Source organism: Streptomyces sp. JNUCC 63, assembly GCF_054366325.1.
The window spans coordinates 7,312,073-7,336,115 of the sequence record NZ_CM135963.1 but is presented as its reverse complement, the minus strand read 5'-3'; the positions used below and the strand labels follow the sequence as shown (position 1 = coordinate 7,336,115).

The following is a 24,043-nucleotide window of genomic DNA, read 5'->3' as shown; positions in this document are numbered from 1 at the left end:
GCCCAGTGAACTCCTGCCCGGGCCCTCGTCGCATGAGCCGACCGGCCCGGGCCGGGACCGGCGATGGGGCCTTTCGGCCCGTTCGTCCCGTCTTCCGGGCGGTCGGCCGCCCTGCCGCGTGGGTCGCGGTCAGGTGTGGGGGATCACCGCGACCGGCGGCATCGCGTGGCGCAGCACCGCGTCGGTGACCGGTCCGATGTGCGTGCCGAGCGCGCCCTGCCGGACCGTCCGCCCGACGACCAGCAGCGCGGCGTCCCTCGAGGCGTCGACCAGGTGGGCGCCGGCCTGGCCGATCGCGGCCTGGGCGGTCACCGGCACGCCGGGGAACTTCTCCTGCCAGGGACGGAGCACGTCCCCGAACGGAGCGGTCACGGAGTCCGTCTCCGCGAGGTCGGCGCCGTCGGCGGGCCCGTCCGCCGGGCCGCGGCCGTGAACGACGCGGAGGGCGGTGCCGCGCCGCGCGGCGGCCTCGAAGGCGAACGCGAGTACGGTGTCGTCGGGGCCGTCCAGGTCCACACCGACGACCACATCGCCGCCGGCGCCACCGCCCGCTGCCGGCTCCTGAATGTGGCCCTCCGGCTTTCCGGCGTCGGCGGCGCGGACCAGTACGACCGGTCCTTCCGCCCGCGCCACCACCGTCCGGGCCACGGAACCGAGCAGGAAACCGGCGGTCCTGCCCAGACCGCGCGAGCCGAGCACCAGCATCTCGCCGTCCGTCCCCGCGGCCACGAGGGCCGTCGCGGGATCCCCGGGAAGGCGGTCGGTGATGACCTCGAGGCCGGGGTGACGGCGCGACAGGTGGGCCCGGGCGTCGGTGAGCAGGCGCGCGGACCTCTTGGGGTCCGGCGGGATGGCCACGCCCGCGAGGGACGCGTACGGGACGATCAGCTGTTCCCAGGCGTGCACGAGCCGCAGCGGCACACCGCGCAGCAGGGCCTCGCGGGCGGCCCAGTCGGCCGCGGCGAGGCCGGCGCGGCTGCCGTCAAGGCCGACGACGACGGGACGGACAGGAATGGTCGACATGGCAGCGGCCTCCTTGAGTGGACGACTCCACTCTCGTCGTCGACGCCCTGCCGCAGGAGGGCCCAAGGTCCCCGGCAGGGGAGCCGATCGGCCGCTCGGTGGTCTTACCAGGGCCTGTCCGGCGGATCAGGCCCGCTCCAGGCCACGGGGCCTGTCAGCCCAGGTGAGCGGGGGCGATGGGGTCCCCCCTGCTCGAAGAGCTCGGGGTGGGGGTCCCCCCTGCTCGAAGAGCTCGGGGGAGTGCCGGACCCCGCGTCTGCGGCATGGTCCACCGGGCAGGTCCTAGGGTTGCTCGTCGGCCAGGTCGGGTTCGAGCAGGGGGCGGCGGGGCGGTCCCGCGAGGGCGCTGTGGACGTCCACCACGCCCTCGACGGAGCGCGTCAGGCGTATGGCGAGAGGTGTCAGGGAGGTGTCCTGGACGCGGCCGGTGAGGGTGACGACGCCCTCGCGCACGGTCACGCGTATCGACTCCGGCGGGGCCGGGAACGGGGCGGCGGCAAGCCGGTGGCGGACCTCCTCGGCGATGTCCTCGTCGCTGCGCAGGAAGACCTTGAGCAGGTCGGAGCGGCTGACGATGCCGGTGAGCACGCCGTCGTCGTCGACGACCGGCAGGCGCTTGACGCCGCGACGGGCCATGAGGCGGGCCGCCCGGCCCAGGCCGGCGTCGGGGTGGACGGTGACGGCCGGGGTGGTCATCAGCTCCTCGGCGGTCGCGGCCCCCGCCTTGGCCTCGTCCACCGGACGCCACACCTGGCCGGGCAGGTCCGGGTCACCGGCACGGAACTCCTCCTTGCGCAGCAGGTCGGCCTCCGAGACGACGCCGATCACCCGGCCGCCGCCGTCCAGCACGGGCATCGCGCTGACGCCCCACCGCTCCATCGTCCGCACGATCTCCTTGAACATCGCACCACCGGCCAGGGCGACGACGGTACGGGTCATCACGTCACCGACGGTGTACCGGTAATCCTGCATGGCGCCCTCCTGTGGGTCCGGTCGAAAGGTCAGGGGAGTGGGTCGAGGCCGTACATGCTGCGCCCGCCGACCAGTTCGCGGCCCGTGACCAGTTCCGGCTCGATACGGACGAAGACCTCCCGGGGCCAGGGCACCCAGGAACGCGGACCGCTCACGGCCAGCCGCCGCCGCTCGGCCGGATCGGTCACCACCGAGGCGGGACCGGTGACGACCACACTCCACCCCGACCGGGCCACCACGTCCACCTCGTCCGCCTCGAAGGCCACCACCGCACCGTCGACCGAACGGACCAGCTCGGAGTCGGCCGAGGTACGCAGCAGCACCGCACCGCCGTCGTCCAGGGCGAAGTTCACCGGAAGCACCGCGGGCAGCGCGTGCCGCGTATGGACGACACGCCCCACCGGCACCTTGCCCAACAGCCGCAGACACTCCTGCCGGTCGAGCTCACGGAACCCGTCGTTGCGATACATCAGCCATCCCGTCCTTCCGCCCGGTACGGCCGGCACAGCCGTGGCACGTACCCCCATCCTCCGACGGCCCGGACCGCAGGACGAGGGCCGTCGGTCCCGGGTCGCCGAGAAGAAGGGCCCGGTCAGGCCGGGGTCACGGGGACGACCTCGTGCTGCGGCCCGCCGAGGACGACCTTGAGCGCCCCGGTCTCGGCGGCGTGCGCGAAGACGTCGTACGCCTCCTCCATGCGTTCCAGCGGGAAGATGTGCGTGACCAGCTGGGAGGCGGGCAGCCGGCCGGCGGCCGCCATCTTCAGCAGGACGGGCGTGGAGCAGGTGTCCACCAGGCCCGTGGTGATGGTCACGTTCTTGATCCACAGCTCTTCCAGGTGCAGGGTCGCCGGCTTGCCGTGCACGCCGACGTTGGCGACGTGGCCGCCGGGCCGCACCATGCGCATGCACACCTCGAAGGTCTCCGGCACCCCCACCGCCTCGACCACCACGTCCGCGCCGAGCCCGCCGGTGAGGTCGGCGACCAGCTGCTCGGGGGCCTCGCGGGCGTCGGCCACCGCCTCGGCGCCGAGCTTGCGCGCGGCCTCCAGCCGGGCCGGGGCCATGTCCACGGCGATGACGCGCTCGGGCGCGAACAGCCGGGCGGTGGCGATCGCCGCCAGCCCGACGGGCCCGGCGCCGACCACGGCGACGGTGTCCCCGGGCCCCACCCGCCCGTTGAGCACGCCGACCTCGTAGGCGGTGGGGAAGACGTCGGCCAGCAGCACGGCGTCCTCGCCGGCCACCGCCGCGGGCAGCGGATGCACGGACAGGTCGGCGAAGGGCACGCGGACGAACTCCGCCTGGGTGCCGTCGACGCGGTGGCCGAGGATCCAGCCCCCGCCGCCCAGGCACTGGCCGTACACGGCCTCGCGGCAGTAGCGGCACCGGCCGCAGGCGGTGATGCAGGAGACCAGGACCCGGTCCCCCGGCCGTACCGTGCGCACGTCGGCACCGATCTCGACGACCTCGCCGACGGCCTCGTGCCCCAGCACCGTGCCGGGGCGGACCTCGGGCACGTCGCCCCTGAGGATGTGCAGGTCGGTGCCGCAGATGGTGACGATGTCGACGCGGACGACGGCGTCGGTGGGCTCCATGACGTCCGGATCGGGGACCTCCTCCCAGGCGGACTGCCCGGGACCGTGGAAGACGTAGCCCTTCATACCGACCCTCACCCTCTTCTGCTCGGACGGGTTCTCGGACGGTGGGCGGGACCCGGCGGTCCGCGGTGGGCGGGCGCGGCCCGGACGCCGACGTGTGCCGCCGGGATTGCCCCACAGCTCCAGCTTGTCCGACGGTTCGGCGTCGCGCTTGGGCCGGCCGGCCCCACCGGCCGGCCGACCGGGGCACGCTCGTACGGGGCGGCCGGCGGCCCGGGGCTGTCCAGGCCTTCGGCCGGGGCTCTTCGGGCCTTCGAGAAGGGACCGAACGGCCCCTCCCGCGCATCCTGCCGGACCGGCTTTGCCGGCAGCATGTCCGAGAGCCACGCCAGGCCCGTCCGGAGCCACACGGAACGCACCGTCGGCGCCACCACCGTCGTGACCCTCAGCGGCGAGGTCGACCTCGTCACGAGGCTGTCCCTCGCCCCGCGCCTCGACGCGCTCACCGCCGGGCCCCGGCCGGACCTCGTACTCGATCGACCTGCGGCCCGCGGCCTTCATCGACTGCGCCGGACTGGGTCTGCCGTGCCGGGCACGCAACCGGGTCGCCGCCCGCGGGGGCCGGCTGCGGCTGGTCAGCGGCAGCGCGTCCTTCCGGCGGATCCTGCGCCGCACCGGTCTGGACGGTTTCTTCGTGCTGCTGCCGGAGTTCGGGACGGCCCCGGCTGCCGGGCCGGTCTCCCGGCAGGGGCCGATGGCCCCCGTAGGACAGGGCTGACCGGCCCCTCCCCCACCACGGTCACCACTGCCATGTCCGAAAGTACGGAACGAGGAGGTGGCGGCCGATGAGCGGCGGGAAGCGCAAGGGGCGCGTCCGAAGGCGGCTGTGGCGGTGGGCGGCGTGGATGTCGGTGTGGCACAGCCCGCACGCCTCGACGCGGATGCGGACCTGGCCGGGGCCCGGCTCGGGGTCCGGGCGTTCCTTGATGACCAGGGGCTCGCCGAAGCTCCGTACGACCGCTGCCTTCACGCTTCTCGCTCCTCGGCTGTGGGGTGTTCAGTCGTGTGCGACGACCGCGACGGGGGCGGTGGAGTGGTGCAGGACGGCGTGGGTGACGTGACCGATGTGGGCGCCGAACGGGTTGCGGCGCACGCGCCGGCCGACGACGACCAGGGAGGCGTTCCGGGAGGCGGTGACGAGCAGTTGGGCCGCGCTGCCGGGGCGGGAGACCTCCGTGACCTCGACGTCCGGATACTTCTGCCGCCACGGGCGCAGCGCGTCGGTCAGCGCGGTGGCCTCGGTGACCGCGAGCGACCCGTACAGTTCGGCGTCGGCGGGCACGCCGTACCCGTAGTACGGCGGTGGGTACCAGCCGTGCACGACGCGCAGCGAGGCGCCGCGGCGCAGGGCCGCCTCGAAGGCGAAGCGGATCAGGTCCTCGTCCTGGACGGCGGTGTCCAGGCCCAGCACGACGGGCCGGAAGCCGGTCGCGGCGGAGGGGACGCCCACGGGGTCCATCTCGTGCTCGTCCGCGGCCTGTTCACCGGCGCGGACCAGGACGACGGGCCGCTCGGCGTGCGCGACGACGGACAGCCCGACGGAGCCGACCATGAAGCCGCCGACCCCGCCCAGGGCACGCGAGCCCAGCACGAGCAGGTCGGCCTCCTTGGCGAGCTTGGCAAGCAACTCGGCGGGACGGCCGGGCAGTTGCTCGGTGAAGACCTCGACTCCGGGGTGACGCAGCCGCAGGCCCTCGGCGGCCTCACGGGGCACCCTCTCCGTCCAGTGCCGGTGCGTCTCCGCACCGAGCAGCGGCGCCTGTGCCATGGGGTCCGGCACGGGCTCCCACACGTGCACGAGCTTCACCGGCACACCGAGCAGCTTCGCCTCCCGCGCCGCCCATTCGGCGGCGGCCCGGCTCTCGGGGGAACCGTCGAGACCGACGGTGACGGTGCGGGGCATGATCTCCTCCTTCTGCAACGAGTGTTCCACCTAAGAGAATTCCTACCGCCGCGCACGCCGCCCAGGGACCGCAGGTCCCGCGCCGGGGCCGACCGGCCCCATGGGCGCGGGTGCCCGCGGGCTCCGGCTGGCGCAGTCGTGCCGCGCCGGGCAGCGTGGTCGTAGGAACAGCGACTGCTGAGTGGGGTGGCCATGCAACCCTCGGAACCGCGACGCCGGGTGGTCGTGGGTGTGGACGGTTCGCCGTCGTCGTACGCGGCGCTGCGCTGGGCGGCGGGATACGCCCGGCTCGTCGACGGGAGCGTGGAGGCGATCCGCGCCTGGGACACACCGTCGTTCGTCGGCCGGAGCGGACCGGTGGTCGACCCCGACTTCGACCTGCAGCAGGCCCGGGAGCGCTTCGGGGAGGCGTTGCACGGCGTCTTCGGGGACGACCGCCCGGCCTCCCTGGAGACGCGTCTCGTGGAGGGCGACCCGTCGGAGGTGCTGATCCGCGCCTCGGAAGACGCGGAGGCCCTCGTCGTGGGCAGCCGGGGCCTTGGGTGCTTCGCCCGCGCGATGCTCGGCTCGGTCAGCCAGCGCTGCGTCCAGCACGCGGCCTGTCCGGTGGTCGTGGTGCACCCGGACGACGAGGAGCGCCACTGACCCGGCGGCCCCGCTCGCCGGGGCCGCCGCGATCACCCTTCGGGCGAGTTCACCGGCGCGTGCCACACCAGTCTGGTCCCGCCGCCGTCGGGCGTGGTCCACTCCAGGTCGCCGCCCAGTTTCTGGGCCCGCTCGGCCATGTTGGCCAGACCGCTGCGGCGGCCCCCGGACGGAATGCCCACGCCGTTGTCGGTGACCGTGACGCGTACCGTCCTGCCGTCGGTCTCCAGCACCACCTCCGCGCGGTCGGCGTGCGCGTGCCGGGCGATGTTGGCCAGCGACTCGGACAGGACGGCCACCACGTGGTCGGCGCTCTCCCTGGGCACATGGGTGTCGAGCAGCCCCTCCATCCGCACACTGGGCGCGAAGCCCAGCACCGGCGTGGCCTCCCCGACCACACGCACCGCACGCGCCCGCAGGCCGGGGGCCTCCTCACCACCGCGCATACGCAGACCGAAGATCGTCGACCGGATGATCCTGATGGTCTCGTCCAGGTCGTCCACCGCCCGCAGCACACGCTCCTTGGCCCCGGCATGGTCGATGAACCGGCCGGCGCTCTGCAGCGTCATGCCGGTGGCGAACAGCCGCTGGATCGCCAGGTCGTGCAGGTCCCGGGCGATGCGGTCGCGGTCCTCCAGCAGAGCGATCTGCTCCGCGTCCTGCCGCCGCTCGGCCAGCTCCATGGCCAGGGAGGCCTGCGCGGCAAAACCCCGCAACGGCTCCAGCTCCTTCTGCGAGAAGGCGGTCGCACCGGCCTCCCGGGCCAGCAGAACCACCCCCTGGACATGCCCGTCCGAGGCCCCGACGGGCACGGCCACGGCCGGCCCCAGGCCGGCGAACCGCGGCGGGCCGGCCGAGACCCGCGGATCATGCGCGACGTCCCGGCTGCTCACCGGCGCCCCGCCGGCGAACGCCTCCCCGGCCAGGGTGCCCTCGACGGGCAGCACCAGGCCGCGGTGCGCCTCCGCCCGCAGACCGACCGCCAGTTCCACCGTGAGCGTGCCGGTGCCCCTCACCGGCGTCGACATCACCACCAGCGCCGCACCCGTGATCTCACGCGCGCGCTCGGCGATCAGCTTGAGCACCTCCGCCTGGGCGGCACCCGACATCAGACTGTGGGTGATCTCCGCGGTGGCCCGCAGCCAGCGCTCCCGCAGCCGCGACTCCTCGTACAGCCGCGCATTGTCGATCGCCACCCCCGCCGCCACCGCGAGCGTGGCCAGCACCGACTCGTCCTCCTCGTCGAACTCCAGCCCGCCCCGCTTCTCGGTCAGGTACAGATTGCCGAACACCTGCTCCCGCACCCGGATCGGGACACCCAGGAAGGTGTTCATCGGCGGGTGGTGCGCCGGGAAGCCGTACGAGGCCGGATGCTCCGACAGCCTCGGCAGCCGCAGCGGCTGCGGACGGCGGATCAGCTCACCGAGGATCCCGTGCCCCTCCGGATACGGGCCGATCCGGGCGATGACCTCCTCGCCGACCCCGACGGTGTGGAACGCCGACAGCCGCCTGCCGTCCGGACCGATCACACCCAGCGCCGCGTACTCCGCGTCCACCAGGGCCGCCGCCGCCTCCACGATGCTGTGCAGCACCTGCTCCAGCTCCAGCTCCCGGCCGACGGAGAGCACCGCCTCCAGCAGACTGTGCACCCGGTCCCGGGTCCCGCGAGCGGCGTCCAGGCGCGCCTGCAACTCCTCCAGCAGCTCGTCCAGCCGCAACTGCGGCAGCCGCACACGGGCCTCCCCGGACTCCTCGGAGCTTCCCACCGCTGACCCTCCAAGCCCCCACGAAGTGACGCGTCCCGTTCCGCTCACCTGACACAGTAGCGGCTGCGACACGGGCGGAACACGAGATCATCACAGCGATCGACATGATCCAAGCGACTCGCGCAATTGCAAATTTCTGCAATTTCATAGATCCTATGATTTCCCCTGTCCGCAGAGAGAAAGCCGAGGTCGCCGCTCGATGACGTCCGTGCTCAGCCGGGGCCGGTCCCGGATCGTGTCCCTGCTGCCGTCGCGGGCCGATCTGGCCGGCATGGGCCGCAGTCCCCGCCGCGACCTGCTCGCCGGCCTGACCGTGGCGATCGTCGCCCTGCCGCTCGCCCTCGGCTTCGGCGTCTCCTCCGGGCTCGGGGCCGAAGCGGGGCTGGCCACCGCGGTGATTGCGGGCGCGCTCGCCGCGCTGTTCGGCGGTTCCGATCTCCAGGTGTCCGGGCCCACCGGCGCCATGACGGTGGTGCTGGTGCCGATCGTCGCCCGGTACGGCGCCTCCGGGGTGCTCACGGTCGGGCTGATGGCCGGGCTGATGCTGGTCGCCCTGGCCGTGCTGCGGGCCGGGAAGTACATGCGGTACGTGCCCGCTCCCGTGGTGGAGGGCTTCACCCTGGGCATCGCCTGCGTGATCGGCCTGCAGCAGATCCCGAACGCGCTCGGGGTGGCCCAGCCCGAGGGCGACCGGGTGCTCGTCGTCGCCTGGCGGGCGCTGGAGGAGTTCGTACGGCACCCGAACTGGACGGCGCTCGGCTGCGCCGCCGCGGTCGCCGCGGTCATGCTCGTGGGGGCGCGGTGGCGGCCGACCGTGCCGGTCTCCATCCTCGCCGTGACCGCGGCGACCGTCGTCGTCCAGGTGGCCGGTCTGGACGGGGCGCGGCCGATCGGCGACCTGCCCTCCGGGCTGCCCGCGCCGTCGCTGGCCTTCCTCGATCCGGGCGCGCTCGGTTCGCTGCTCGCCCCGGCGGTGGCGGTCGCCGCGCTGGCCGCGCTGGAGTCCCTGCTGTCCGCCTCGGTCGCCGACGGCATGACGGTGGGTCGGCAGCACGACCCGGACCGGGAGCTGTTCGGGCAGGGACTGGCCAACATCGCCGCCCCTCTGTTCGGCGGGGTGCCCGCGACCGGCGCGATCGCCCGGACGGCCGTCAACGTCCGCACCGGCGCCGGCTCCCGGCTCTCCTCCCTCAGCCATGCCGCGGTCCTCGCGATCATCGTCTTCGCCGCCGCCCCGCTGGTGTCCCGCATCCCGCTGGCGGCCCTGGCGGGCGTACTGCTGGCGACGGCGGTCCGCATGGTCGAGGTCGGCTCGCTGCGGGCCATGATGAAGGCCACCCGCTCGGACGCGGTGATCCTCGCGCTGACCGCCCTCGCCACACTGGCCCTGGACCTGGTCCAGGCCGTCGTCATCGGCCTCCTCGTGGCCGGCGCCCTGGCGCTGCGCGCCGTGGCCCGCCAGGCCCGCCTCGACCAGGTGCCGCTGGAGCGCGGCGACCTTCCCCAAGCTCTCGGCTGCGCTCGAGCAGGGGAGACCCCAAGCGGTGAGGAGCACGCCCTGCTCGCCGAGCACATCGTCGCCTACCGCATCGACGGGCCGCTGTTCTTCGCCGGCGCCCACCGCTTCCTGCTGGAGCTGAGCGAGGTGGCCGACGTACGCGTGGTGATCCTGCGCATGTCCCGCATCTCCACCATGGACGCCACCGGCGCCCTGGTGCTCAAGGACGCCGTGGAGAAACTGAACCGGCGCGGCATCGTCGTCCTGGCCTCCGGGATCCGCCCCGGCCAGCGTCAGGTCCTCGACTCCGTCGGCGCGCTGGACCTGCTGCGCCGCGAGGGCGGGGAGTACGCCACCACGCCCGAGGCGATCCGGGCCGCGCGCGAACATCTGGAGACGGCAGGCGTGCTGCGGCCGGTGGACGCTCCCCGGCCCGCGCACGGAATTGCACAGCTGCGCAATTCTTGATGTTGTTACCGCCGTCGCGACGCACAGCAGAGCCAGGACGAAGCAATGGTGACCACGCCGCTGTACCAACTCAAGGCCGAGTTCTTCAAGACGCTCGGCCATCCCGCGCGCATCCGCGTCCTGGAGCTGCTCAGCGAGCGCGAGCACGCGGTGGCCGAGATGCTGCCCGAGGTGGGCATCGAACCCGCCGCCCTCTCCCAGCAGTTGGCCGTGTTGCGCCGGGCCGGACTGGTCGTCTCCCGCAAGCAGGGCTCGACCGTCCACTACTCGCTGACCGACCCGCACGTGGCCGAACTGCTGCGGGTGGCGCGGACGATCCTGTCCGGAGTCCTGGCGGGCCAGGCGGAGATGCTGGCCGATCTGCGCGCGTCGCAGGGCGAGGGCCCGCCGTCCGGCTGACCGGCGAACCGGCCCGGCGGCATACGGCCGGGGCCCCACCGCGGGTGGCGGTGGGGCCCCGGGACCGGGCGAGGTGGCCGTCAGAGCAGCCAGCGGTTCCGGCTGACGAAGGGCAGGCGCGCCCACAGCCGGCCGAGCCCCCAGGTGGCGCCGGCGCCCGCTGCCGCGAGGGCGATCAGGGCGACGGCGTAGAGGAGGTGGTAGTCGGCGAACGGGTTCGTCGACATGCTCGGCGAACCGTCGGACAGGTGCTGGGCGGGTGGCCATTCGGCCATCCACATCAGCGCCATCATCGCGGTGCCGGCCACCGCGGCGAGCCGTAGCCCGATCCCCGCGATCAGCGCGACGCCGATGCCCAGCAGGCCGAGCATGAACAGCCAGTCGGCCCACACCGCGCCGGCCCAGGAGTGGAAGACGGACTCCATGGGCCCGGTGGCGACCGAGCCGAGGAAGCCCTTCGTCGGCGAGCCGCCGTCGATCCAGCCCTTGCCGGACGGGGTCGCGTAGCCGAAGCCGAACGTCTTGTCGAGGAAAGCCCACAGGAAGACGAACCCGAGCAGCATCCGAAGCCCCGCCAGGGCGTGGGCGCCGAACGCGGTCGTCGCGCCGGCCCCGGGCGCCGCGGTGGCCGCGGAAGCCGTTCGCGGCTTGCGCGGGAACGGAAGGCGCAGGCCGACGCGGTGCTGGGAGTGGTTGTGCACGGCCATGATGTCCATCTCCTCCAAGGGAATCCCGCCGGGTGTCCGCGGGACGGTCACGGAATGTCGGTCGCTCTCGGTGCACCACCAATGTCCCGCCGTCGCGGCCGGGCCCGCAGGGGCTGCGGGGCCCCACTCTCAGGGCCGAACGTCCTTGCCTCCAGGGTCCGTTCAGCCGTCCGCGAGCAGTTGTCCGCGGCGCGGACCGCATCCGTCCACGCCGGATCCGGCGGCACCCATGACGCCCGCGGGGTCATCCGCGGCCGGCGCCGCCGCATCCCCCACGCCGAGCCGCCCGCATGCGGACGCGGGATGCGGACACCTCGGGTTGCAGGGGCCTCACCGGCGCCCTGTACTGAAGGAAATAGGACGCCCGTCATCCCGCCGTCCTGTCGACCGCCGCGGAGGAGCACGCGTGATTCGAGCCGCCCCCGCTGCTTGGCCCCGCAACGTGTCCCCCCGGTCCCCGGACCGTGCCCCGGCGCCGTGCTGAGTGTGCTGCTCGCCGTACTCGCGGCGGTCGCGAACGCGCTGTCCTCCGTGCTGCAGCGCAAGGCCGCGCGCGACGCTCCGCGGAAGGGCGATGTGAGCCTGCGGCTGGTGCTGCAGCTACTGCACCGCCCCGTGTGGCTGTGCGGCGTGCTCGCGATCATCGCCGGGTTCCTCCTGCAGGCCACGGCGCTGAGCTTCGGCCGGATCTCGGTGGTGCAGCCGGTGCTGGTGATGGAACTGCCGGCCACCCTCCTGCTGTCGTCGTTGGTGTTCAAGAGCCGGCTCGGTGCCCGGGAGTGGGGCGCCTCGGCGGCGATGGCCGCCGGTCTGGCCTGGCTGCTGTTCTCCCTGTCCCCCTCCGGCGTCCCCGCCCCCCACGCCGGCGGCCTGAAGTGGGCGGTCGCCTCGGGGCTGAACATCGCATTGATCGCCACCTTGACCGTCTGGGCCCGCCTCGCCGGTCCCGGCGCCCGCAGAACAGCGCTGCTGGGTGTGGCGACCGGATGCGCCTTCGGCTTCACCGCCGCACTGATCAAAGACGTCACGGAGGCGTACGCCCACGGCTTCGCCACGCTGTTCACCAGCTGGCAGCTCTACGCCATGATCGCGGCCGGTGCCGGTGCCATGTTGCTGCTGCAGGCCGCGCTGCAGGCCGGACGCCTGCTGCTCAGCCAGCCCGGCATGACCATGTCCGACCCGGTCGTCGCGATCATGTGGGGCGTTTTCGTCTTCGGCGAGACGGTGCGTGGCGGTTTCTACATCCTCATGTCGGTCGTGGCGGCAGCCGTCGTGGCCACCGGCGTCATCCTGCTGACGCGCTCCCCGTTGCTCGCCGGTGCCAGTGACCGGGAGGAGCGGACAGGCTCCGGCGGCGCCCGCGCCGGGGCGGCTTCGTGAAACACCCTGCCGCGATCAACCGGGCCGGACAGCGAATGCTGCACGCCCTGGGCGGCGCGGCCCGCGCCCGGGCGGTCCTCGTTCTCGGCGCGGTGCTGGGCCTGGACGGAGCCGACAAGGGCACGGTTTCGGCCATGGCCGGACCGATCAAGACGGCCTTCCAGGTGGGGAACACAAAGATCGGGCTCCTGGCGTCGGTGGTGTCGCTGGTCTCCGCGGTGTTCACCATCCCGGTCGGTGTCCTCACCGACCGGGTGACCCGCACGCGCCTGCTCGCCCTGAGCACCTCCCTGTGGGTGGCGGCCACCGCGCTGTCCGCCGTGTCCCCGTCCTACACCTGGCTGCTTGTCTCGCGAGCCGCGCTCGGCGCGGTCACCGCCACCGCCGGGCCGACCGTGGCCTCCCTCGTCGGCGACTTCTTCCCCGTCGGGGAGCGGGCACGGATGTACGGACCGGTCCTGGCCGGTGAGCTGGTCGGCACCGGAGTGGGGTTCGCGATCTCCGGAACGGTCGGCTCCGTGCTCGGCTGGCGCTTCGCTTTCTGGTGGCTGGTCGTCCCCGGGGTGCTGCTGGTGTGGGCGGTGGTCCGGCTGCCGGAACCGGCGCGCGGAGGCCAGGGCCGTCTCCGCCCCGGTCAGGACGGCATCCCCGAGGTCCGTGGGAGCGACGCCGCCGGCGAGCGGGCGCCCGCCACGGACGGCGACGGCGACGACCGTGAAGCCGGGGACGCCCGAACGCCGGCCGCCGAGTACAACCCCGCGGTACGGGCCGTGGAGGCCGGCGGTGTTCCACCGTACGAGAACCTGATCCTGCACGGTGACCCGCGCACCCTGCCGCTGAGTCGGGCCATCCGGTACGTCCTGCGGGTACGCACCAACGTCGTCCTGATCGTCGCTTCCGCACTCGGCTACTTCTTCTTCGCCGGACTGCGCTCCTTCGCCACCTTGTTCACCACCCATCACTACGGTGTGAGCACGGCGGTCGCGAGCACCCTGATCCTGGTCGTCGGCGTCGGCTCCATCGCGGGCGTGCTGCTCGGCGGCCGTGTCGCGGACCGGCTGCTCAGCCGGAACCGGACGAACGCCAGGATTCTCGTGCCCACGGTGTGCCTGCTGATCCTGCCCCTCCTGGTCGCGCCCGCCGTCCACACCACCAGCCTCGCCCTCGCGCTGCCGCTGCTCGTCTGCGGCACGGCGCTGCTCGGGGCCGCCAACCCGCCGCTGGACGCCGCCCGGCTGGACATCATGCACCCCTGTCTGTGGGGCAGGGCCGAGGGCGTCCGCACCATGCTGCGCACCCTGAGCGAAGCCGTGGCACCCACCCTGTTCGGCTGGGTCTCCGGGCAGGTCTTCGGCGGCCCGGAAGCTCTGCAGTACACGCTGCTGCTGTTCCTCCTGCCTCTCGTCGCAGCCGGGGCACTGGGGCTGGTGGCCATGCGGACGTATCCGCGCGACGTCGCGACGGCCACCGCCTCCGCAGAGGCGGTCGCGGCGGACACAAGCTGATCACAGATGGCGACGGCACCAGCCCGGGCCGGCCCTTTCGCGCTCCCGTGAGGTCTCCGAGCCGACAGGCCCCGGCATCTTCCGGTGATCCGCGGCCCCGGTCACCCACTCGGCACGGAGAAGGCCGTGCTCGTGCCGGGCGGTAAGGTCCACCACGTCGCCGAGTCGCCGCCGGGCACCGCCGCCCGTGTCGCCCTGCCCGGCGGCCGGGATGCTGTCCGGGGTGACCCACCGGGGCACGTCCGAAACAGCGGAACCGACGGTCGCGCAGGGGTCTCCGCCGGTCTGAGACGGCTCAACGGCTGCGCGCCCTGCCACCTGAACGGGGCGAAGCCTTGGCCCATTCGGCCGTCTGCCGTTTTCCTGAGCCTGCCGCGGGTTACCTTCACGCTCTCCGCCGCGCACCCGAGGTGACCCATGCGTCTGCTGCTCGTCCACCCCAGCGCCCTGATGTACTCGGAGATCTTCCTCCGGCTCGAGCCACTCGGACTGGAACGCGTCGCCGCGGCGGCACAGGAGGCCGGTCACGAGGTGCGGGCGGTGGACCTGCAGGTGCTGCGGAGCAGGGATCTGGAAAGGACCGTGGCGGAGTTCCGGCCCGAGGCGGTCGGGTTCTCGCCGAACTACCTGGCGAACATCCCGGAGGCCATCGATCTGGCTTGAGGCATCAAGCAGACGCTGCCCGGCTGCTTCGTGCTCTTCGGCGGACACAGCGTCTCCTTCGTCGCCGAGGACGTCCTGCGGCAGGCGGAGGGCGCTGTGGACGCGGTGGTCCGCGGAGAGGGCGAACCGGCCATGGCTGCGCTGCTGGCGGCCGTGCGCGACGGCGGCCTGGACGACGTGCCGGGCATCGTCACGCCCCGCGGGCGCTGGCCCGCCCCGGTCATGCTCCACACGATCGACGGTCCCCGCCCCGCCCGGGACCTCATGCGCCACCGCCGCCGCTACTTCATCGGTGAACTCGATCCCTGCGCCTCCATCGAGTTCACCCGCGGCTGCCCGTGGGACTGCTCCTTCTGCTCCGCCTGGACCTTCTACGGCCGCAGCTACCGCAAGGCCTCCCCACAAGCGGCCGCCGAAGAGCTCGGGAGCATCCGCGAGCCCGACGTCTTCATCGTCGACGACGTCTCCTTCATCCGCCCCGAGCACGGTGACGCCATCGCCGCCGAGCTGGAACGCCGGCGCATCCGCAAGCAGTACTACCTGGAGACGCGCAGCGACGTGCTGCTGCGCAACACCGAGGTCTTCGAGAGGTGGACCCGTCTGGGGCTGCGGTACATGTTCCTGGGCATGGAGGCGATCGACTCCGAGGGACTCGACCTCTACCGCAAGCGCGTCAGCCCCGACGACAACTTCCGCGCCCTGGAGACGGCCCGCAGGCTGGGCATCGACGTGGCGATCAACCTCATCGTCGACCCGGCCTGGGACGCCGAACGCTTCCGGATCGTACGCGAGTTCGCGCTGACCGTCCCGGAGATCGTCCACCTCACGGTCATGACCCCCTACCCGGGCACCGAGATCTGGCACACCGAGGCCCGGCGCCTCACCACCCGCGACTACCGCCTCTTCGACATCCAGCACGCCGTCGTCCCCACCACGCTCCCCCTCGCCGAGTTCTACCGCGAACTCGTCCGGACGCAAGCCGTCATCAACGCCAAGCACCTCGGCTGGCGCACCGCCCTCGGCGCCGCCCGCCTGCTCGGCGGGCACCTGCTGCGCGGGCAGACGAACTTCGCCCGGATGCTGTGGAAGTTCAACCGTGTCTACAACCCCCGGCGGCAGCCGGCCGATCACCGGCGCCCCGTCTCCTACGAGCTGCCCCTCCCCCAGCGCGTCGACGTCGGCGACCGACGCCGGCTCTACATCCACACCCGGCCGACCGCACGCGACACGGAAACCTGAGCGGGGGTGCCGTCCTGGCCGTGGCCCCGGACACCGTGCCGCACCGTCCACAGGCTGCCGGCGGCCGGCGGGTTGCTGTTGAATCCAACGACGCCCGGGACGGCGTCACATTCCCTCCTTCCAGCCGGCGCGGACCAGCCGGGCGTTCACCGGTCACGCCGTGAAGAAGCCCAGCACCATCGACACCTGCATCAGCATCCAGTAGGCGGCCGTCGTCCTGGGCAGCCCCGGCGAGAAGACCACCCCCTGGTAGATCCACATGCCGAGGAAGAGTCCTGCCTGGAAGGCGAGGATCGACAGGGTGTCGGCCTTGATCGCGAGCCGGATCCCCCGCATCCTGGCGACGTCGCGCATCGGCACGATCGTGAAGTACTGGAAGACGAGGCCGAGCATCCAGGCGAGGACGAAATCGAGCACGAAGTCCGCATACAGGGCCTTGCCCGCGATCGCGAGGCCGGAGGCGTACACCAGCCACTCGCCGAGGATCTCCCCGAGCGTGCATCCCGCACCACAGTGACTGATCGCCTTCGACCGCACGATCCAGCCCGGCGTCTTCTCCGGATCGGGCTGTCCCCGTTCCTCGATCACCGGCACGGAGTCGCGCCGGCCGTGAGCGAAGCAGAAACGCAGGGCGACCGGACCCCAGCACAGCGCGGTGACCGGAAAGACCACGTTCATGATCCACGTCTTCTGGCGGTAGCCCTGCCCGAAGATGTCGGAAGCGACGACCAGCGCGCTCGCGGAAGCGACGCCGAGTCAACCTCCCCTGCAATCACGGACTCCACGCTACGAGGGGAGGGATACGGGCGACCTCGTCATCGTCACCAAGGCGGGACTGTCGCGCTCGGGGCCGGACGACCGGCGTCCTCCGGGCAGGCCTGAGTACCTGCGCCAACAGGCGGAGCTGAGTCCGCGTCACCTCGGTGTGGAACGCATCGACCTCTTCCAGCTGCACCGTATCGACCCCGAAGTGCCGCTGCCCGAGCAGCTCGGCGAACCGGTACTTCTGCAACAGGAGGGCAAGATCCGGCACATCGGCCTGTCCGAGGTCGCCGTCGAGCAGATCAACCAGGCACGCGAGACCGCGGACATCGTCTCGGTGCAGAACCTGTACGACATCGCCAACCGCAGCGCGGAGGACGTGCTGGACCACACCGAGCGTGAGAACCCGGCCTTCATCCCGTGGTTCCCCATGGCCACGGGGGAGCTCGCCCGTCCTGCGGTCCGTTGGACAGCGCGGCCAAGCAGCCCGGCGCGAACCCGTCACAGCTCGCGCTCGCCTGGCTGCTGCGCCGCTCCCCGGTGATGCTTCCCGTCCCCGGTACCTCGCGAGTCGCTCACCTCGAGCAGAACGTCGCGGCCGATGCCGCGATTGGCCCCCGTCACCAGGGCGACCGATCCTTCGATCTCCATCGCGCTTCCTTCCTGCCGGCGCCTGCCGTGCCCGGCAGGCGCCGGGGACAAGTGATGCTCCCGCGATCGGCTCGGCTCGCACCGCGTTGGACACGCCGGTGCCCATGCGCACCGTGCGCAGTGGGGAACCCCTTGCCCAGGGGCTGGGTCTGGATTTCTCGGCCATGTTCCGGGCGATGCCGGGCGGACAGGCAGTCGTACACGTCAGCGCCCCCGTGGAGCACGTCTCCTCCACTGCCAGCCTGCACCGGATGCCGCGGCTTTGCATGTGAACAGGTCCCGAACTCGAGGAAGCCACCTGGGTGGCTCGACTCCCGGCGAAGGATCGGTGCAGGGCCACGCCGAGGCGGTCGTAGGGCCTGGATCTGTCGGAGTCGTCCGTGGGCCATGGTGGCGGCCTGGGCGATGCGGGTCACGGTGGCGACATCCAGGACGCTTGGCCGGCCGGGGAGTTCAGGCTGGGAGTCTCGCCGGACCAGCGGCACCGGGCAGTCGAGCGGAGCCCGGCGCGTCGAGGGCGGCCAGGGCGAGGCCTCCTTGGACTCGGATCCCGGGGCTTCGGCCCGGAGGCCCTTGTGGGCCGCGATGCGGTCCGGAAGTACTACGAGGCGGTGCCGGAGCACCGAAGTGCGACGGACGTCACCGTCCTTCATACTTACGCCATCGGCGAAGAGGTCGCCGGCGGCCGGGGCGACGTCGCCTTCCGCGACCCGAAGGGCTGGAAGGCTCGCGTCCATGTTCCACTGGTTCTCGAGCGCACCAGCGACGGCTGGTCGGCCCCGCGCACGGCCCGGTGGTCGTCCTGCCGCAGGGCCGGCCGTACGACATCCGCAGCTACGTGGACGTCGCCCCGCTGCTGGCCGCCGAGGGCTACCGCGTCATCGTCCCCTTGCCCGGCCAGGACATCCCCGCCACGGACGTCACGGGCCCGATCGCGCAGGGAGGCGCCCGCTCAGCGGCGGCCGGGCACGCCGGGCCACCACCTCACCTGCCACGCCGCCCGGCTGCGCCGCCTCACACCCGGGCAGCGGCCTGCCGCCGGTCAGCAACCGTGCGCCCGCGGCCACGGACTCCTCCACCTGGCGGGCGATCGCATCCGCAGGTCGTCGCGGACCGGCGGGCCGACCTGCGTGGCACGCGGGCTCGGGTCTCCGATCTGCAGACGTTCCACCCCCTCGACGAACGCCGCGGTGAAGGCGTCGGCGACGAAGGCACCGTCTCCGTCTGCTCCTTCTGGTACGTCGAGGCCCTCACCCGCACCGGACGGTTGGACGAAGCCCGCCTGGCTTCCGAGGAGATGCTCACCTACGCCGACCGTCTCGGCCTGTACGCCGAGGAGATCGGCCACACCAGTGAGCAACTGGATAGTTTTCCACAGGCGTTCACCCACCTCGCCCTCATCAACGCCGCGTTCGACCTCGGTCGCGCCCTGGGCTGACGGCCGACCCGGCGGCGTCCCTCGAGCAGTCGCCGTGCGAGCCTCCGATTCCCGGCTCATGCTGGAACGGGGGGTGAGGCGACTGAGGGAGTGGTGGGGATGCGAACCGTTGTGGACCTCACGCGCTGCCAGGGCTATGCGCAGTGCGTGTTCCTCGCGCCCGAGGTGTTCGAGCTGCACGGGGAGGAGGGACTGCTGTACGCCACGGCCGTGCCCGACGATCAGGTGGAGCGCGTGCGCCAGGCCGCGGCGGCGTGCCCGGTCCAGGCCATCCTCCTCGGTGAGGAGGTGCACGCCGATGGCCGCCGATGATCTCCGGGAAGGCCGCGTCGTCATCGTGGGCGCGTCACTGGCCGGGCTGCGAGCCGCGGAGGCGCTGCGTGAGAAGGGCTTCACCGGCTCACTGACCGTGGTCGGGGACGAGCCCCACCCGCCCTACGACCGGCCGCCGCTGTCCAAGCAGGTGCTGCTCGGCCGGGCGACGGCGGACACCACCGAGCTCCCGATGCGCCGGGACCCGGACGCCGACTGGCGGCTGGGAGTACGCGCCACCGGCCTGGACCCTCTCGCGAAACGAGTGATGCTGGACGACGGCGAGTCGCTGCCGTACGACCGGCTGCTGATCGCCACCGGGACACGCGCGCGGCCCTGGCCCAACCCGGAGGAGGCCGCCCTGGACGGGGTGTTCACCCTGCGCACGCGCGAGGACGCCGCGGGGCTGGCCGAGCGGATGGCCGCCGGGCCCCGGCGGGTGCTGGTGATCGGCGGCGGCTTCACCGGCTCGGAGATCGCCTCGGCCTGCCGGGAACTGGGGCTGGACGTCACGGTCACCGAACGCGGCCCCGCACCCCTGGTGGGCGCCCTCGGCGGCACCCTGTCGAAGCTCGCGGCCGTCATGCAGCGCAACCACGGCGTGGACCTGCGCACCGGGGTGACGGTCAACGCCCTGCGCGGGAACGGCGGTTTCACCGGCGCGGAGCTGTCCGACGGCAGCCGCGTCGACGCCGACGTGTGCGTCGCGGCACTGGGGGCGATCCGCAACGTCGAATGGCTCGCGGACTCCGGACTGGCGGCGGGCCCGCGCGGCATCGCCTGCGACGCCGGATGCCGCGCCTTCAACATGTACGGAATCGTCACCGACGACATCTTCGTGGCCGGCGACGTCTCCCGCTTCCCCCACCCGCTGTTCGGCTACCAGATGCTCTCCCTGGAACACTGGGGAAACGCGGTCGAGCAGGCCGAGGTGGCGGCCCACAACATGGTCAATCCGGGGCCCCTGCGACGCCCGCACCTGGCCATCCCGACGTTCTGGTCGACCCAGTTCGGGCTCAACATCAAGTCCGTGGGCGTGCCCACCTTCTCCGACCACGTGGTCATCGCCCAGGGCTCCCTGGAGGCACGCCGTCTGGCGATGGTCTACGGCTACCAGGGCCGGGTCACCGCCGCGGTCACCGTCGACATGGCCAAGTCGCTCGACTACTACCGGCACCTGATCGAGACGGCCGCTCCGTTCCCGCCCCCGCCCGGCGCGCAGGACCGTGCGATCGCGGCCGACGTCCCGATTCCGTCCGACGTGCCGGATCCGAAGGGGCTCTCCCACGGCCCCACCGTGGCGCTCACCGGGTACCTCCCCGACCGCCGACTGACCGTGGTGTAGCCACGGGCCGACGCACGTCCCGTCCAACGACGAGGAGCCACCATGGACTCCGAGACCTTGCTGGCACGGATCACCGACTACGCCAACCGCCCCAACCCCTACCCGGTGTACGCGGAACTCCGCGAGGCCGGTCCCGTGGTGCGGCAGGCGGACGGCGGCTACCTGGTCGGCACCTACCACGAGATCGCCGCCCTGCTCCACGATCCGCGGATGAGTGCCGATCCCCGCACTCGCGGCGAGGTGACCCACAAGCCGCCGTTCCTGCGGCTCGACGACCCCGAGCACCACAGGCTGCGCACCCTGGCCATGCGGCCGTTCGGCCCGCCGCACAGCCCCGGCCGGGTCGACGCCATGCGCGGTGAGATCGACCGGATCACCAAGGAGCTGATGGGGCCCTTCGAGGCGGGCCGGCAGATCGACGTCGTCGACGACTTCGCCTACCCACTGCCCGTCACCGTGATCTGCCGCCTGCTCGGCGTGCCGCGCGAGGACGAGCCGCTGTTCCGGGCCTGGTCCGACGCTCTGGTCACAGCCGCCGACGTCAGGCCCGACGCGGACGCCACCGAGACCGGCAAGGCGGGCGACCAGGCGCGGATCGAGATGGGCGGGTACCTGGTGAACCTCGCCGAGCAGCGCCGTGACAATCCGAGCGACGACATGCTCTCCGCCCTCGTCAACGAGCCGGACCCCGCCCTGCGACTCACCCAGGAGGAACTCGCCGAGACCGCCGTGCTGCTCCTCATCGCCGGACACGAGACCACGGTCAACCTGATCACCAACGGGGTGCTCACCCTCCTGCGCCATCCGGAGCATCTGGACCTGCTGCGCCGCGAATCCGACCTGCTGCCGCGAGCGGTGGAGGAACTGCTGCGCTACGAACCCCCGGTCCACATGCGTGAGCGCATTCCGCACGCCGACATCGACGTCGCCGGCTCCAAGATCCACCAAGGCGCATCCGTCATCCTGGTGCTGGCCTCGGGCAACCGCGACCCCATGCGGTTCCACGAGCCCGACCGGTTCGACCCCACCCGCCCGGACAACCAGCACCTCGGCTTCGGCAGCGGCATCCACCTGTGCTACGGCGCACCACTGGCCCGCATCGAGGCCCACGCCGCCCTCGGCGCACTGCTCCCCCACCTCGGCACGGCACGCCTGGTCCAGGACCCGCCCCCCTACCGGCAGAACGCCATGCTCCGCGGGCCGCGCCACCTGCCCGTCCAACTGTGAGGCCGTCTGGCGGCACGCAGGACAGCCGGCAGGAGTGACGGACCACCAGATTGCAAGAACCCGTGCGCAGCCGGCGCCGACAGGTCGGTGTGTACGGCGGGACAGCGGGGTCCGCTTCAGGCCGCAGCGGGAAGGATCCGCCGGGCGAGGTCGCGGACCTCGCCCGCAAAGAGGCCGAGCATGTGCAGGAGCGTCTCGGCCATTGTGCCTGCGACTTGGTCGCTGTCGGCCTCGGGCCGGCTGAACCACAACTGCAGGAGCGCCGGCAGGTTGCCGTTCAGCACCGCCAGGGCGATCACCGGGTCGACCAGGGTGAAGCGGCCCGAGGCCATGTCCTTCTCCACGTCGCGCTTCGCGCGCGGAGCCGGTCCGTGGCCGGCGCACGTGCGGCCGAGCTCGCTGTGGCGCAGATCCGCATGATCTCCGGGTGCGAGTCCGCCATGCGTGCACTGAGCCGCACGCCCCGGCGAGCGCTCGGCGAGATCGTGAGTGCCTTAGCCGACGTGGACCTTGTGATCGTCGGATCCCACAGACGGCATGGGCACCTCGGCCCGGCCACCCGTGCGGTTCCGCACCATGCACCCTGTCCGGTGGCCGCCGTCCCCCCGACGCCCGAATGGGAGCTGCCGGGTCCCGGCCGTGCCGGACTGCCGTCCGCACTTCCCGCGCGCGACGAAGAACCCCTACCGCACTCGCGGACGGACCCACCGCTTCCCGCACCGGGTCACTGCCGCGATCCCCGTCTCCGCCGAGCGACACGGGGCCGGTCGGGTGACGATGGACGTGTACTGACGTGACCACGCTGTTTCTGGAAGGAGGCCGACGTCATGACATCCCCTTCCGGTTCCTCGGGCCCCGCTCCCCCACGCGGCACCGAGCCACAAGACGATCCCCTGGCCGAAGGCACGGCTGTCCTGGCGAACATGGGCTGGCAGATCCTGCTCACCATGGGCCTGGCCACCACCGCCCTGGGCGTCATCGCCCTGGTCTGGCCGGGCCCGACGCTGCGGGTCGTCGGCGTGCTCTTCGGCGTCTATCTGCTGGTCACCGGTGTCTTCGAGCTGGCCGGCGCCTTCGGCACGCACGTGCCCCGGCATCTTCGGGTGCTGCATTTCATCACGGGTGCGCTCTCCATCCTGCTGGGGTTGATCTGCTTCCGGGGCGTCCTTGAGTCGACCCTGCTGCTCGCCCTGTGGATCGGCTTCAGCTGGTTGCTGCGCGGCATCATGGTGACGGCTGCGGCGGCCTCCGCCCAGGACATGCCGGCCCGGGGCTGGCAGGTGGCCTTCGGGATCATCAGCGCTCTGGCGGGCATCGTGCTGATCGTCTCGCCGTTCGCCTCGATCACCGCACTCACCCTGGTGGTGGGCATCATGGCCATAGTTCTGGGCCTGACCGAGGTGGTCCGCGCCATCAGGATGCGCGTCGAAGTCGGCCGTCTCGCTCCGGCCACTGCCGCCCGGCGGCGACCCCTGTTCCACTCCCGTCCGCACCCACAGCACTGATCGCCGGAGCCGGACGGCCGGCCACGGGCGAGCGGCGAAGGGCCGCTCGCCCGGCTGGGCGGACACCTCGGCCGGCGCTGAGGCCGGGGCAACGATCGCTCCGGCGTCCGCCGCCCGCTCGGCATCACCGCCGTCCGCCACGGTCGCGGCTGCGGTGGACAGGTCGGTAGGGAGCTCGGCGACCTGGACCCGCGCACGCGATGAGCCGCTGCGCCGTCTCCCGGCCGATCGGGCCGAAGAGGCCACCACGCCACCCCTGCGAGGCGATGGCCTGGTTTCGGGCGTAGGCGCGCCTGGATATCGCATGATGTCCGACCTGCCCGCCCTGGTCATGTGCTGGTGGCCTTCCTTTCGACGTATGCGCTCGGCTTCGAGCGCAACCTGCGCGGATCATCGGCCGGCGACCGGACCTTCTCCCTCATCGGAGTGGGGGCGGCCCTGGTGGCGATCCTGGCGTTGCGGGGTGCGCCCAACGCGCCGGCCGGGGTGGTCACGGGGATCGGCTTCCTCGGAGCCGCGCTCACGTTCCGCCCGAGCCAGGGGGGGCGAAGAAGTCGTCCACGGTGTGACCACCGCGGCAGTGGTCTTCGCAGCGGCAGGCATCGGAGCCGCCGCGGGTCAGGGCAGGATCGCACTGGCCGTCCCTGACACCGTCCTGGCGCTGCCGGCTCTGGAAACCCGGCATCTGTCGATGCTTCGATTGCTTGACGGCCGGCGGTGGGCACACCGGTTCAACGACGACGAAGTGATACTGGCCCGGACTTCCGGGAGAACGTCGGAAGACACGGGTTCCGGTCACTGAACCGTTCCCTCATTCGCCTGAGTGGTCGCCGCACGTGACCTTCGCTGCCGCAAGGCCGATACTGCCGATAGGAGCGTTACGGCCGCCCCGCGTCCCCGCCCCATGCACCTGACGCCCCGTCGAGCAAGTCAGCGTTCAGTCGGCATCAGTACCGCCGGAGACCGCTTTCGACC

General features: G+C 72.4%; 21 protein-coding genes and 4 pseudogenes. 15 read left to right on the top strand and 10 right to left on the bottom strand.

The features are described 5' to 3' along the window. Nucleotides 1–129: 129 nt before the first annotated feature. The 4 genes from ACX25U_RS33850 to ACX25U_RS33835 form a co-directional block, all read right to left on the bottom strand. Nucleotides 130–1,023, bottom strand: coding sequence for a universal stress protein (locus tag ACX25U_RS33850; protein ID WP_454385719.1), 894 nt, complete (start codon nucleotides 1,021–1,023; stop codon nucleotides 130–132). A gap of 282 nt (nucleotides 1,024–1,305) precedes the next feature. Continuing rightward, the gene (locus ACX25U_RS33845; protein ID WP_454385717.1) at nucleotides 1,306–1,995 is read right to left on the bottom strand and encodes a CBS domain-containing protein; all 690 of its coding nucleotides are present in this window, start codon (nucleotides 1,993–1,995) and stop codon (nucleotides 1,306–1,308) included. A 29-nt stretch (nucleotides 1,996–2,024) separates the two neighbouring features. Further along, nucleotides 2,025–2,465 (bottom strand): pyridoxamine 5'-phosphate oxidase family protein, encoded by a 441-nt coding sequence (locus ACX25U_RS33840; RefSeq protein WP_454385426.1) that lies wholly within the window; start codon nucleotides 2,463–2,465, stop codon nucleotides 2,025–2,027. Between the two features lie 122 nt (nucleotides 2,466–2,587). Continuing rightward, complete coding sequence (locus tag ACX25U_RS33835; RefSeq protein WP_454385715.1) at nucleotides 2,588–3,658, bottom strand: zinc-dependent alcohol dehydrogenase family protein; 1,071 nt, start codon at nucleotides 3,656–3,658, stop codon at nucleotides 2,588–2,590. Nucleotides 3,659–4,130: 472 nt separating this feature from the next. On the opposite strand from ACX25U_RS33835, the gene ACX25U_RS33830 reads away from it, so the two are divergent. Beyond that, nucleotides 4,131–4,373: an STAS domain-containing protein gene (locus ACX25U_RS33830; RefSeq protein ID WP_454394632.1), complete on the top strand. Its 243-nt coding sequence runs from the start codon at nucleotides 4,131–4,133 to the stop codon at nucleotides 4,371–4,373. 87 nt (nucleotides 4,374–4,460) lie between these two features. Here the strand turns inward: ACX25U_RS33830 and ACX25U_RS33825 are convergent. Further along, nucleotides 4,461–4,625: pseudogene (locus ACX25U_RS33825) on the bottom strand (zinc-dependent alcohol dehydrogenase); the annotation flags it as partial. Between the two features lie 27 nt (nucleotides 4,626–4,652). Continuing rightward, complete coding sequence (locus tag ACX25U_RS33820) at nucleotides 4,653–5,558, bottom strand: universal stress protein (RefSeq protein WP_454385713.1); 906 nt, start codon at nucleotides 5,556–5,558, stop codon at nucleotides 4,653–4,655. A gap of 192 nt (nucleotides 5,559–5,750) precedes the next feature. Here ACX25U_RS33820 and ACX25U_RS33815 point away from each other — a divergent pair, with 192 nt between their 5' ends. Further along, nucleotides 5,751–6,203 (top strand): universal stress protein, encoded by a 453-nt coding sequence (locus ACX25U_RS33815; protein ID WP_454385711.1) that lies wholly within the window; start codon nucleotides 5,751–5,753, stop codon nucleotides 6,201–6,203. 32 nt (nucleotides 6,204–6,235) lie between these two features. Here ACX25U_RS33815 and ACX25U_RS33810 read toward each other — a convergent pair whose 3' ends face one another. Continuing rightward, nucleotides 6,236–7,969: a sensor histidine kinase gene (locus ACX25U_RS33810; RefSeq protein WP_454385709.1), complete on the bottom strand. Its 1,734-nt coding sequence runs from the start codon at nucleotides 7,967–7,969 to the stop codon at nucleotides 6,236–6,238. Between the two features lie 199 nt (nucleotides 7,970–8,168). Between ACX25U_RS33810 and ACX25U_RS33805 the strand changes: the two genes are divergently transcribed. After that, complete coding sequence (locus ACX25U_RS33805) at nucleotides 8,169–9,935, top strand: SulP family inorganic anion transporter (protein WP_454385708.1); 1,767 nt, start codon at nucleotides 8,169–8,171, stop codon at nucleotides 9,933–9,935. 48 nt (nucleotides 9,936–9,983) lie between these two features. Beyond that, a complete protein-coding gene (locus tag ACX25U_RS33800; RefSeq protein ID WP_454394630.1) occupies nucleotides 9,984–10,334 on the top strand; it encodes an ArsR/SmtB family transcription factor in 351 nt (116 codons plus the stop codon). Between the two features lie 80 nt (nucleotides 10,335–10,414). Here ACX25U_RS33800 and ACX25U_RS33795 read toward each other — a convergent pair whose 3' ends face one another. Beyond that, nucleotides 10,415–11,041: a hypothetical protein gene (locus ACX25U_RS33795; RefSeq protein WP_454385706.1), complete on the bottom strand. Its 627-nt coding sequence runs from the start codon at nucleotides 11,039–11,041 to the stop codon at nucleotides 10,415–10,417. A gap of 477 nt (nucleotides 11,042–11,518) precedes the next feature. Between ACX25U_RS33795 and ACX25U_RS33790 the strand changes: the two genes are divergently transcribed. The 3 genes and pseudogenes from ACX25U_RS33790 to hpnR all read left to right on the top strand — a co-directional run bounded on the left by ACX25U_RS33790 (nucleotide 11,519) and on the right by hpnR (nucleotide 15,828). Beyond that, nucleotides 11,519–12,421 carry a DMT family transporter gene (locus ACX25U_RS33790; protein WP_454385704.1) on the top strand — a complete coding sequence of 301 codons (903 nt, stop codon included), beginning with the start codon at nucleotides 11,519–11,521 and terminating at the stop codon, nucleotides 12,419–12,421. Continuing rightward, nucleotides 12,418–13,926, top strand: coding sequence for an MFS transporter (locus ACX25U_RS33785; RefSeq protein ID WP_454385703.1), 1,509 nt, complete (start codon nucleotides 12,418–12,420; stop codon nucleotides 13,924–13,926). The genes ACX25U_RS33790 and ACX25U_RS33785 overlap by 4 nt, the downstream gene beginning before the upstream one ends. A gap of 417 nt (nucleotides 13,927–14,343) precedes the next feature. Then, nucleotides 14,344–15,828, top strand: a pseudogene (gene hpnR, locus ACX25U_RS33780) (hopanoid C-3 methylase HpnR). Nucleotides 15,829–15,981: 153 nt separating this feature from the next. Here the strand turns inward: hpnR and ACX25U_RS33775 are convergent. Next, nucleotides 15,982–16,506, bottom strand: a complete 525-nt coding sequence (locus ACX25U_RS33775; protein ID WP_454385701.1) for a DUF4396 domain-containing protein — start codon at nucleotides 16,504–16,506, stop codon at nucleotides 15,982–15,984. A gap of 130 nt (nucleotides 16,507–16,636) precedes the next feature. Here ACX25U_RS33775 and ACX25U_RS33770 point away from each other — a divergent pair. The 5 genes and pseudogenes from ACX25U_RS33770 to ACX25U_RS33750 all read left to right on the top strand — a co-directional run. Then, nucleotides 16,637–17,190 (top strand): annotated as a pseudogene (locus ACX25U_RS33770) (aldo/keto reductase); the annotation flags it as partial. 1,252 nt (nucleotides 17,191–18,442) lie between these two features. After that, nucleotides 18,443–18,679, top strand: a pseudogene (locus tag ACX25U_RS33765) (glycoside hydrolase family 15 protein); the annotation flags it as partial. Nucleotides 18,680–18,778: 99 nt separating this feature from the next. Beyond that, nucleotides 18,779–18,991, top strand: coding sequence for a ferredoxin (locus tag ACX25U_RS33760; protein WP_454385699.1), 213 nt, complete (start codon nucleotides 18,779–18,781; stop codon nucleotides 18,989–18,991). Beyond that, a complete protein-coding gene (locus ACX25U_RS33755) occupies nucleotides 18,978–20,336 on the top strand; it encodes an NAD(P)/FAD-dependent oxidoreductase (RefSeq protein ID WP_454385697.1) in 1,359 nt (452 codons plus the stop codon). Before ACX25U_RS33760 ends, ACX25U_RS33755 begins: the two co-directional genes overlap by 14 nt. Before the next feature lie 42 nt (nucleotides 20,337–20,378). Next, on the top strand, nucleotides 20,379–21,563 hold the full coding sequence (locus ACX25U_RS33750; protein WP_454385695.1) for a cytochrome P450: 1,185 nt from the start codon (nucleotides 20,379–20,381) through the stop codon (nucleotides 21,561–21,563). Nucleotides 21,564–21,679: 116 nt separating this feature from the next. Here the strand turns inward: ACX25U_RS33750 and ACX25U_RS33745 are convergent, their stop codons facing one another. Next, nucleotides 21,680–21,907, bottom strand: coding sequence for a hypothetical protein (locus ACX25U_RS33745; protein ID WP_454385693.1), 228 nt, complete (start codon nucleotides 21,905–21,907; stop codon nucleotides 21,680–21,682). Between the two features lie 483 nt (nucleotides 21,908–22,390). Here ACX25U_RS33745 and ACX25U_RS33740 point away from each other — a divergent pair, with 483 nt between their 5' ends. From ACX25U_RS33740 to ACX25U_RS33730, 3 genes are all read left to right on the top strand, one after another. Next, nucleotides 22,391–23,068 carry an HdeD family acid-resistance protein gene (locus tag ACX25U_RS33740; protein WP_454385691.1) on the top strand — a complete coding sequence of 226 codons (678 nt, stop codon included), beginning with the start codon at nucleotides 22,391–22,393 and terminating at the stop codon, nucleotides 23,066–23,068. 333 nt (nucleotides 23,069–23,401) lie between these two features. After that, nucleotides 23,402–23,716: an MgtC/SapB family protein gene (locus tag ACX25U_RS33735; protein WP_454385689.1), complete on the top strand. Its 315-nt coding sequence runs from the start codon at nucleotides 23,402–23,404 to the stop codon at nucleotides 23,714–23,716. After that, entirely contained in the window at nucleotides 23,634–23,870 is a 237-nt protein-coding gene (locus tag ACX25U_RS33730; protein ID WP_454394839.1) for a hypothetical protein, read from the top strand. Before ACX25U_RS33735 ends, ACX25U_RS33730 begins: the two co-directional genes overlap by 83 nt. The last annotated feature ends 173 nt before the right edge of the window (nucleotides 23,871–24,043 follow it).

What these genes read in the sequence shown, in the direction of transcription:
- ACX25U_RS33760 (WP_454385699.1), top strand. Translation starts at nt 18,779, where the DNA reads ATGCGAACCGTTGTGGACCTCACGCGCTGCCAGGGCTATGCGCAGTGC.
- ACX25U_RS33740 (WP_454385691.1), top strand. Translation starts at nt 22,391, where the DNA reads ATGACATCCCCTTCCGGTTCCTCGGGCCCCGCTCCCCCACGCGGCACC.
- ACX25U_RS33840 (WP_454385426.1), bottom strand. Translation starts at nt 2,465, where the DNA reads ATGTATCGCAACGACGGGTTCCGTGAGCTCGACCGGCAGGAGTGTCTG.
- ACX25U_RS33820 (WP_454385713.1), bottom strand. Translation starts at nt 5,558, where the DNA reads ATGCCCCGCACCGTCACCGTCGGTCTCGACGGTTCCCCCGAGAGCCGG.
- ACX25U_RS33805 (WP_454385708.1), top strand. Translation starts at nt 8,169, where the DNA reads ATGACGTCCGTGCTCAGCCGGGGCCGGTCCCGGATCGTGTCCCTGCTG.
- ACX25U_RS33845 (WP_454385717.1), bottom strand. Translation starts at nt 1,995, where the DNA reads ATGCAGGATTACCGGTACACCGTCGGTGACGTGATGACCCGTACCGTC.
- ACX25U_RS33815 (WP_454385711.1), top strand. Translation starts at nt 5,751, where the DNA reads ATGCAACCCTCGGAACCGCGACGCCGGGTGGTCGTGGGTGTGGACGGT.
- ACX25U_RS33755 (WP_454385697.1), top strand. Translation starts at nt 18,978, where the DNA reads ATGGCCGCCGATGATCTCCGGGAAGGCCGCGTCGTCATCGTGGGCGCG.
- ACX25U_RS33750 (WP_454385695.1), top strand. Translation starts at nt 20,379, where the DNA reads ATGGACTCCGAGACCTTGCTGGCACGGATCACCGACTACGCCAACCGC.
- ACX25U_RS33835 (WP_454385715.1), bottom strand. Translation starts at nt 3,658, where the DNA reads ATGAAGGGCTACGTCTTCCACGGTCCCGGGCAGTCCGCCTGGGAGGAG.
- ACX25U_RS33795 (WP_454385706.1), bottom strand. Translation starts at nt 11,041, where the DNA reads ATGGCCGTGCACAACCACTCCCAGCACCGCGTCGGCCTGCGCCTTCCG.
- ACX25U_RS33850 (WP_454385719.1), bottom strand. Translation starts at nt 1,023, where the DNA reads ATGTCGACCATTCCTGTCCGTCCCGTCGTCGTCGGCCTTGACGGCAGC.
- ACX25U_RS33775 (WP_454385701.1), bottom strand. Translation starts at nt 16,506, where the DNA reads ATGAACGTGGTCTTTCCGGTCACCGCGCTGTGCTGGGGTCCGGTCGCC.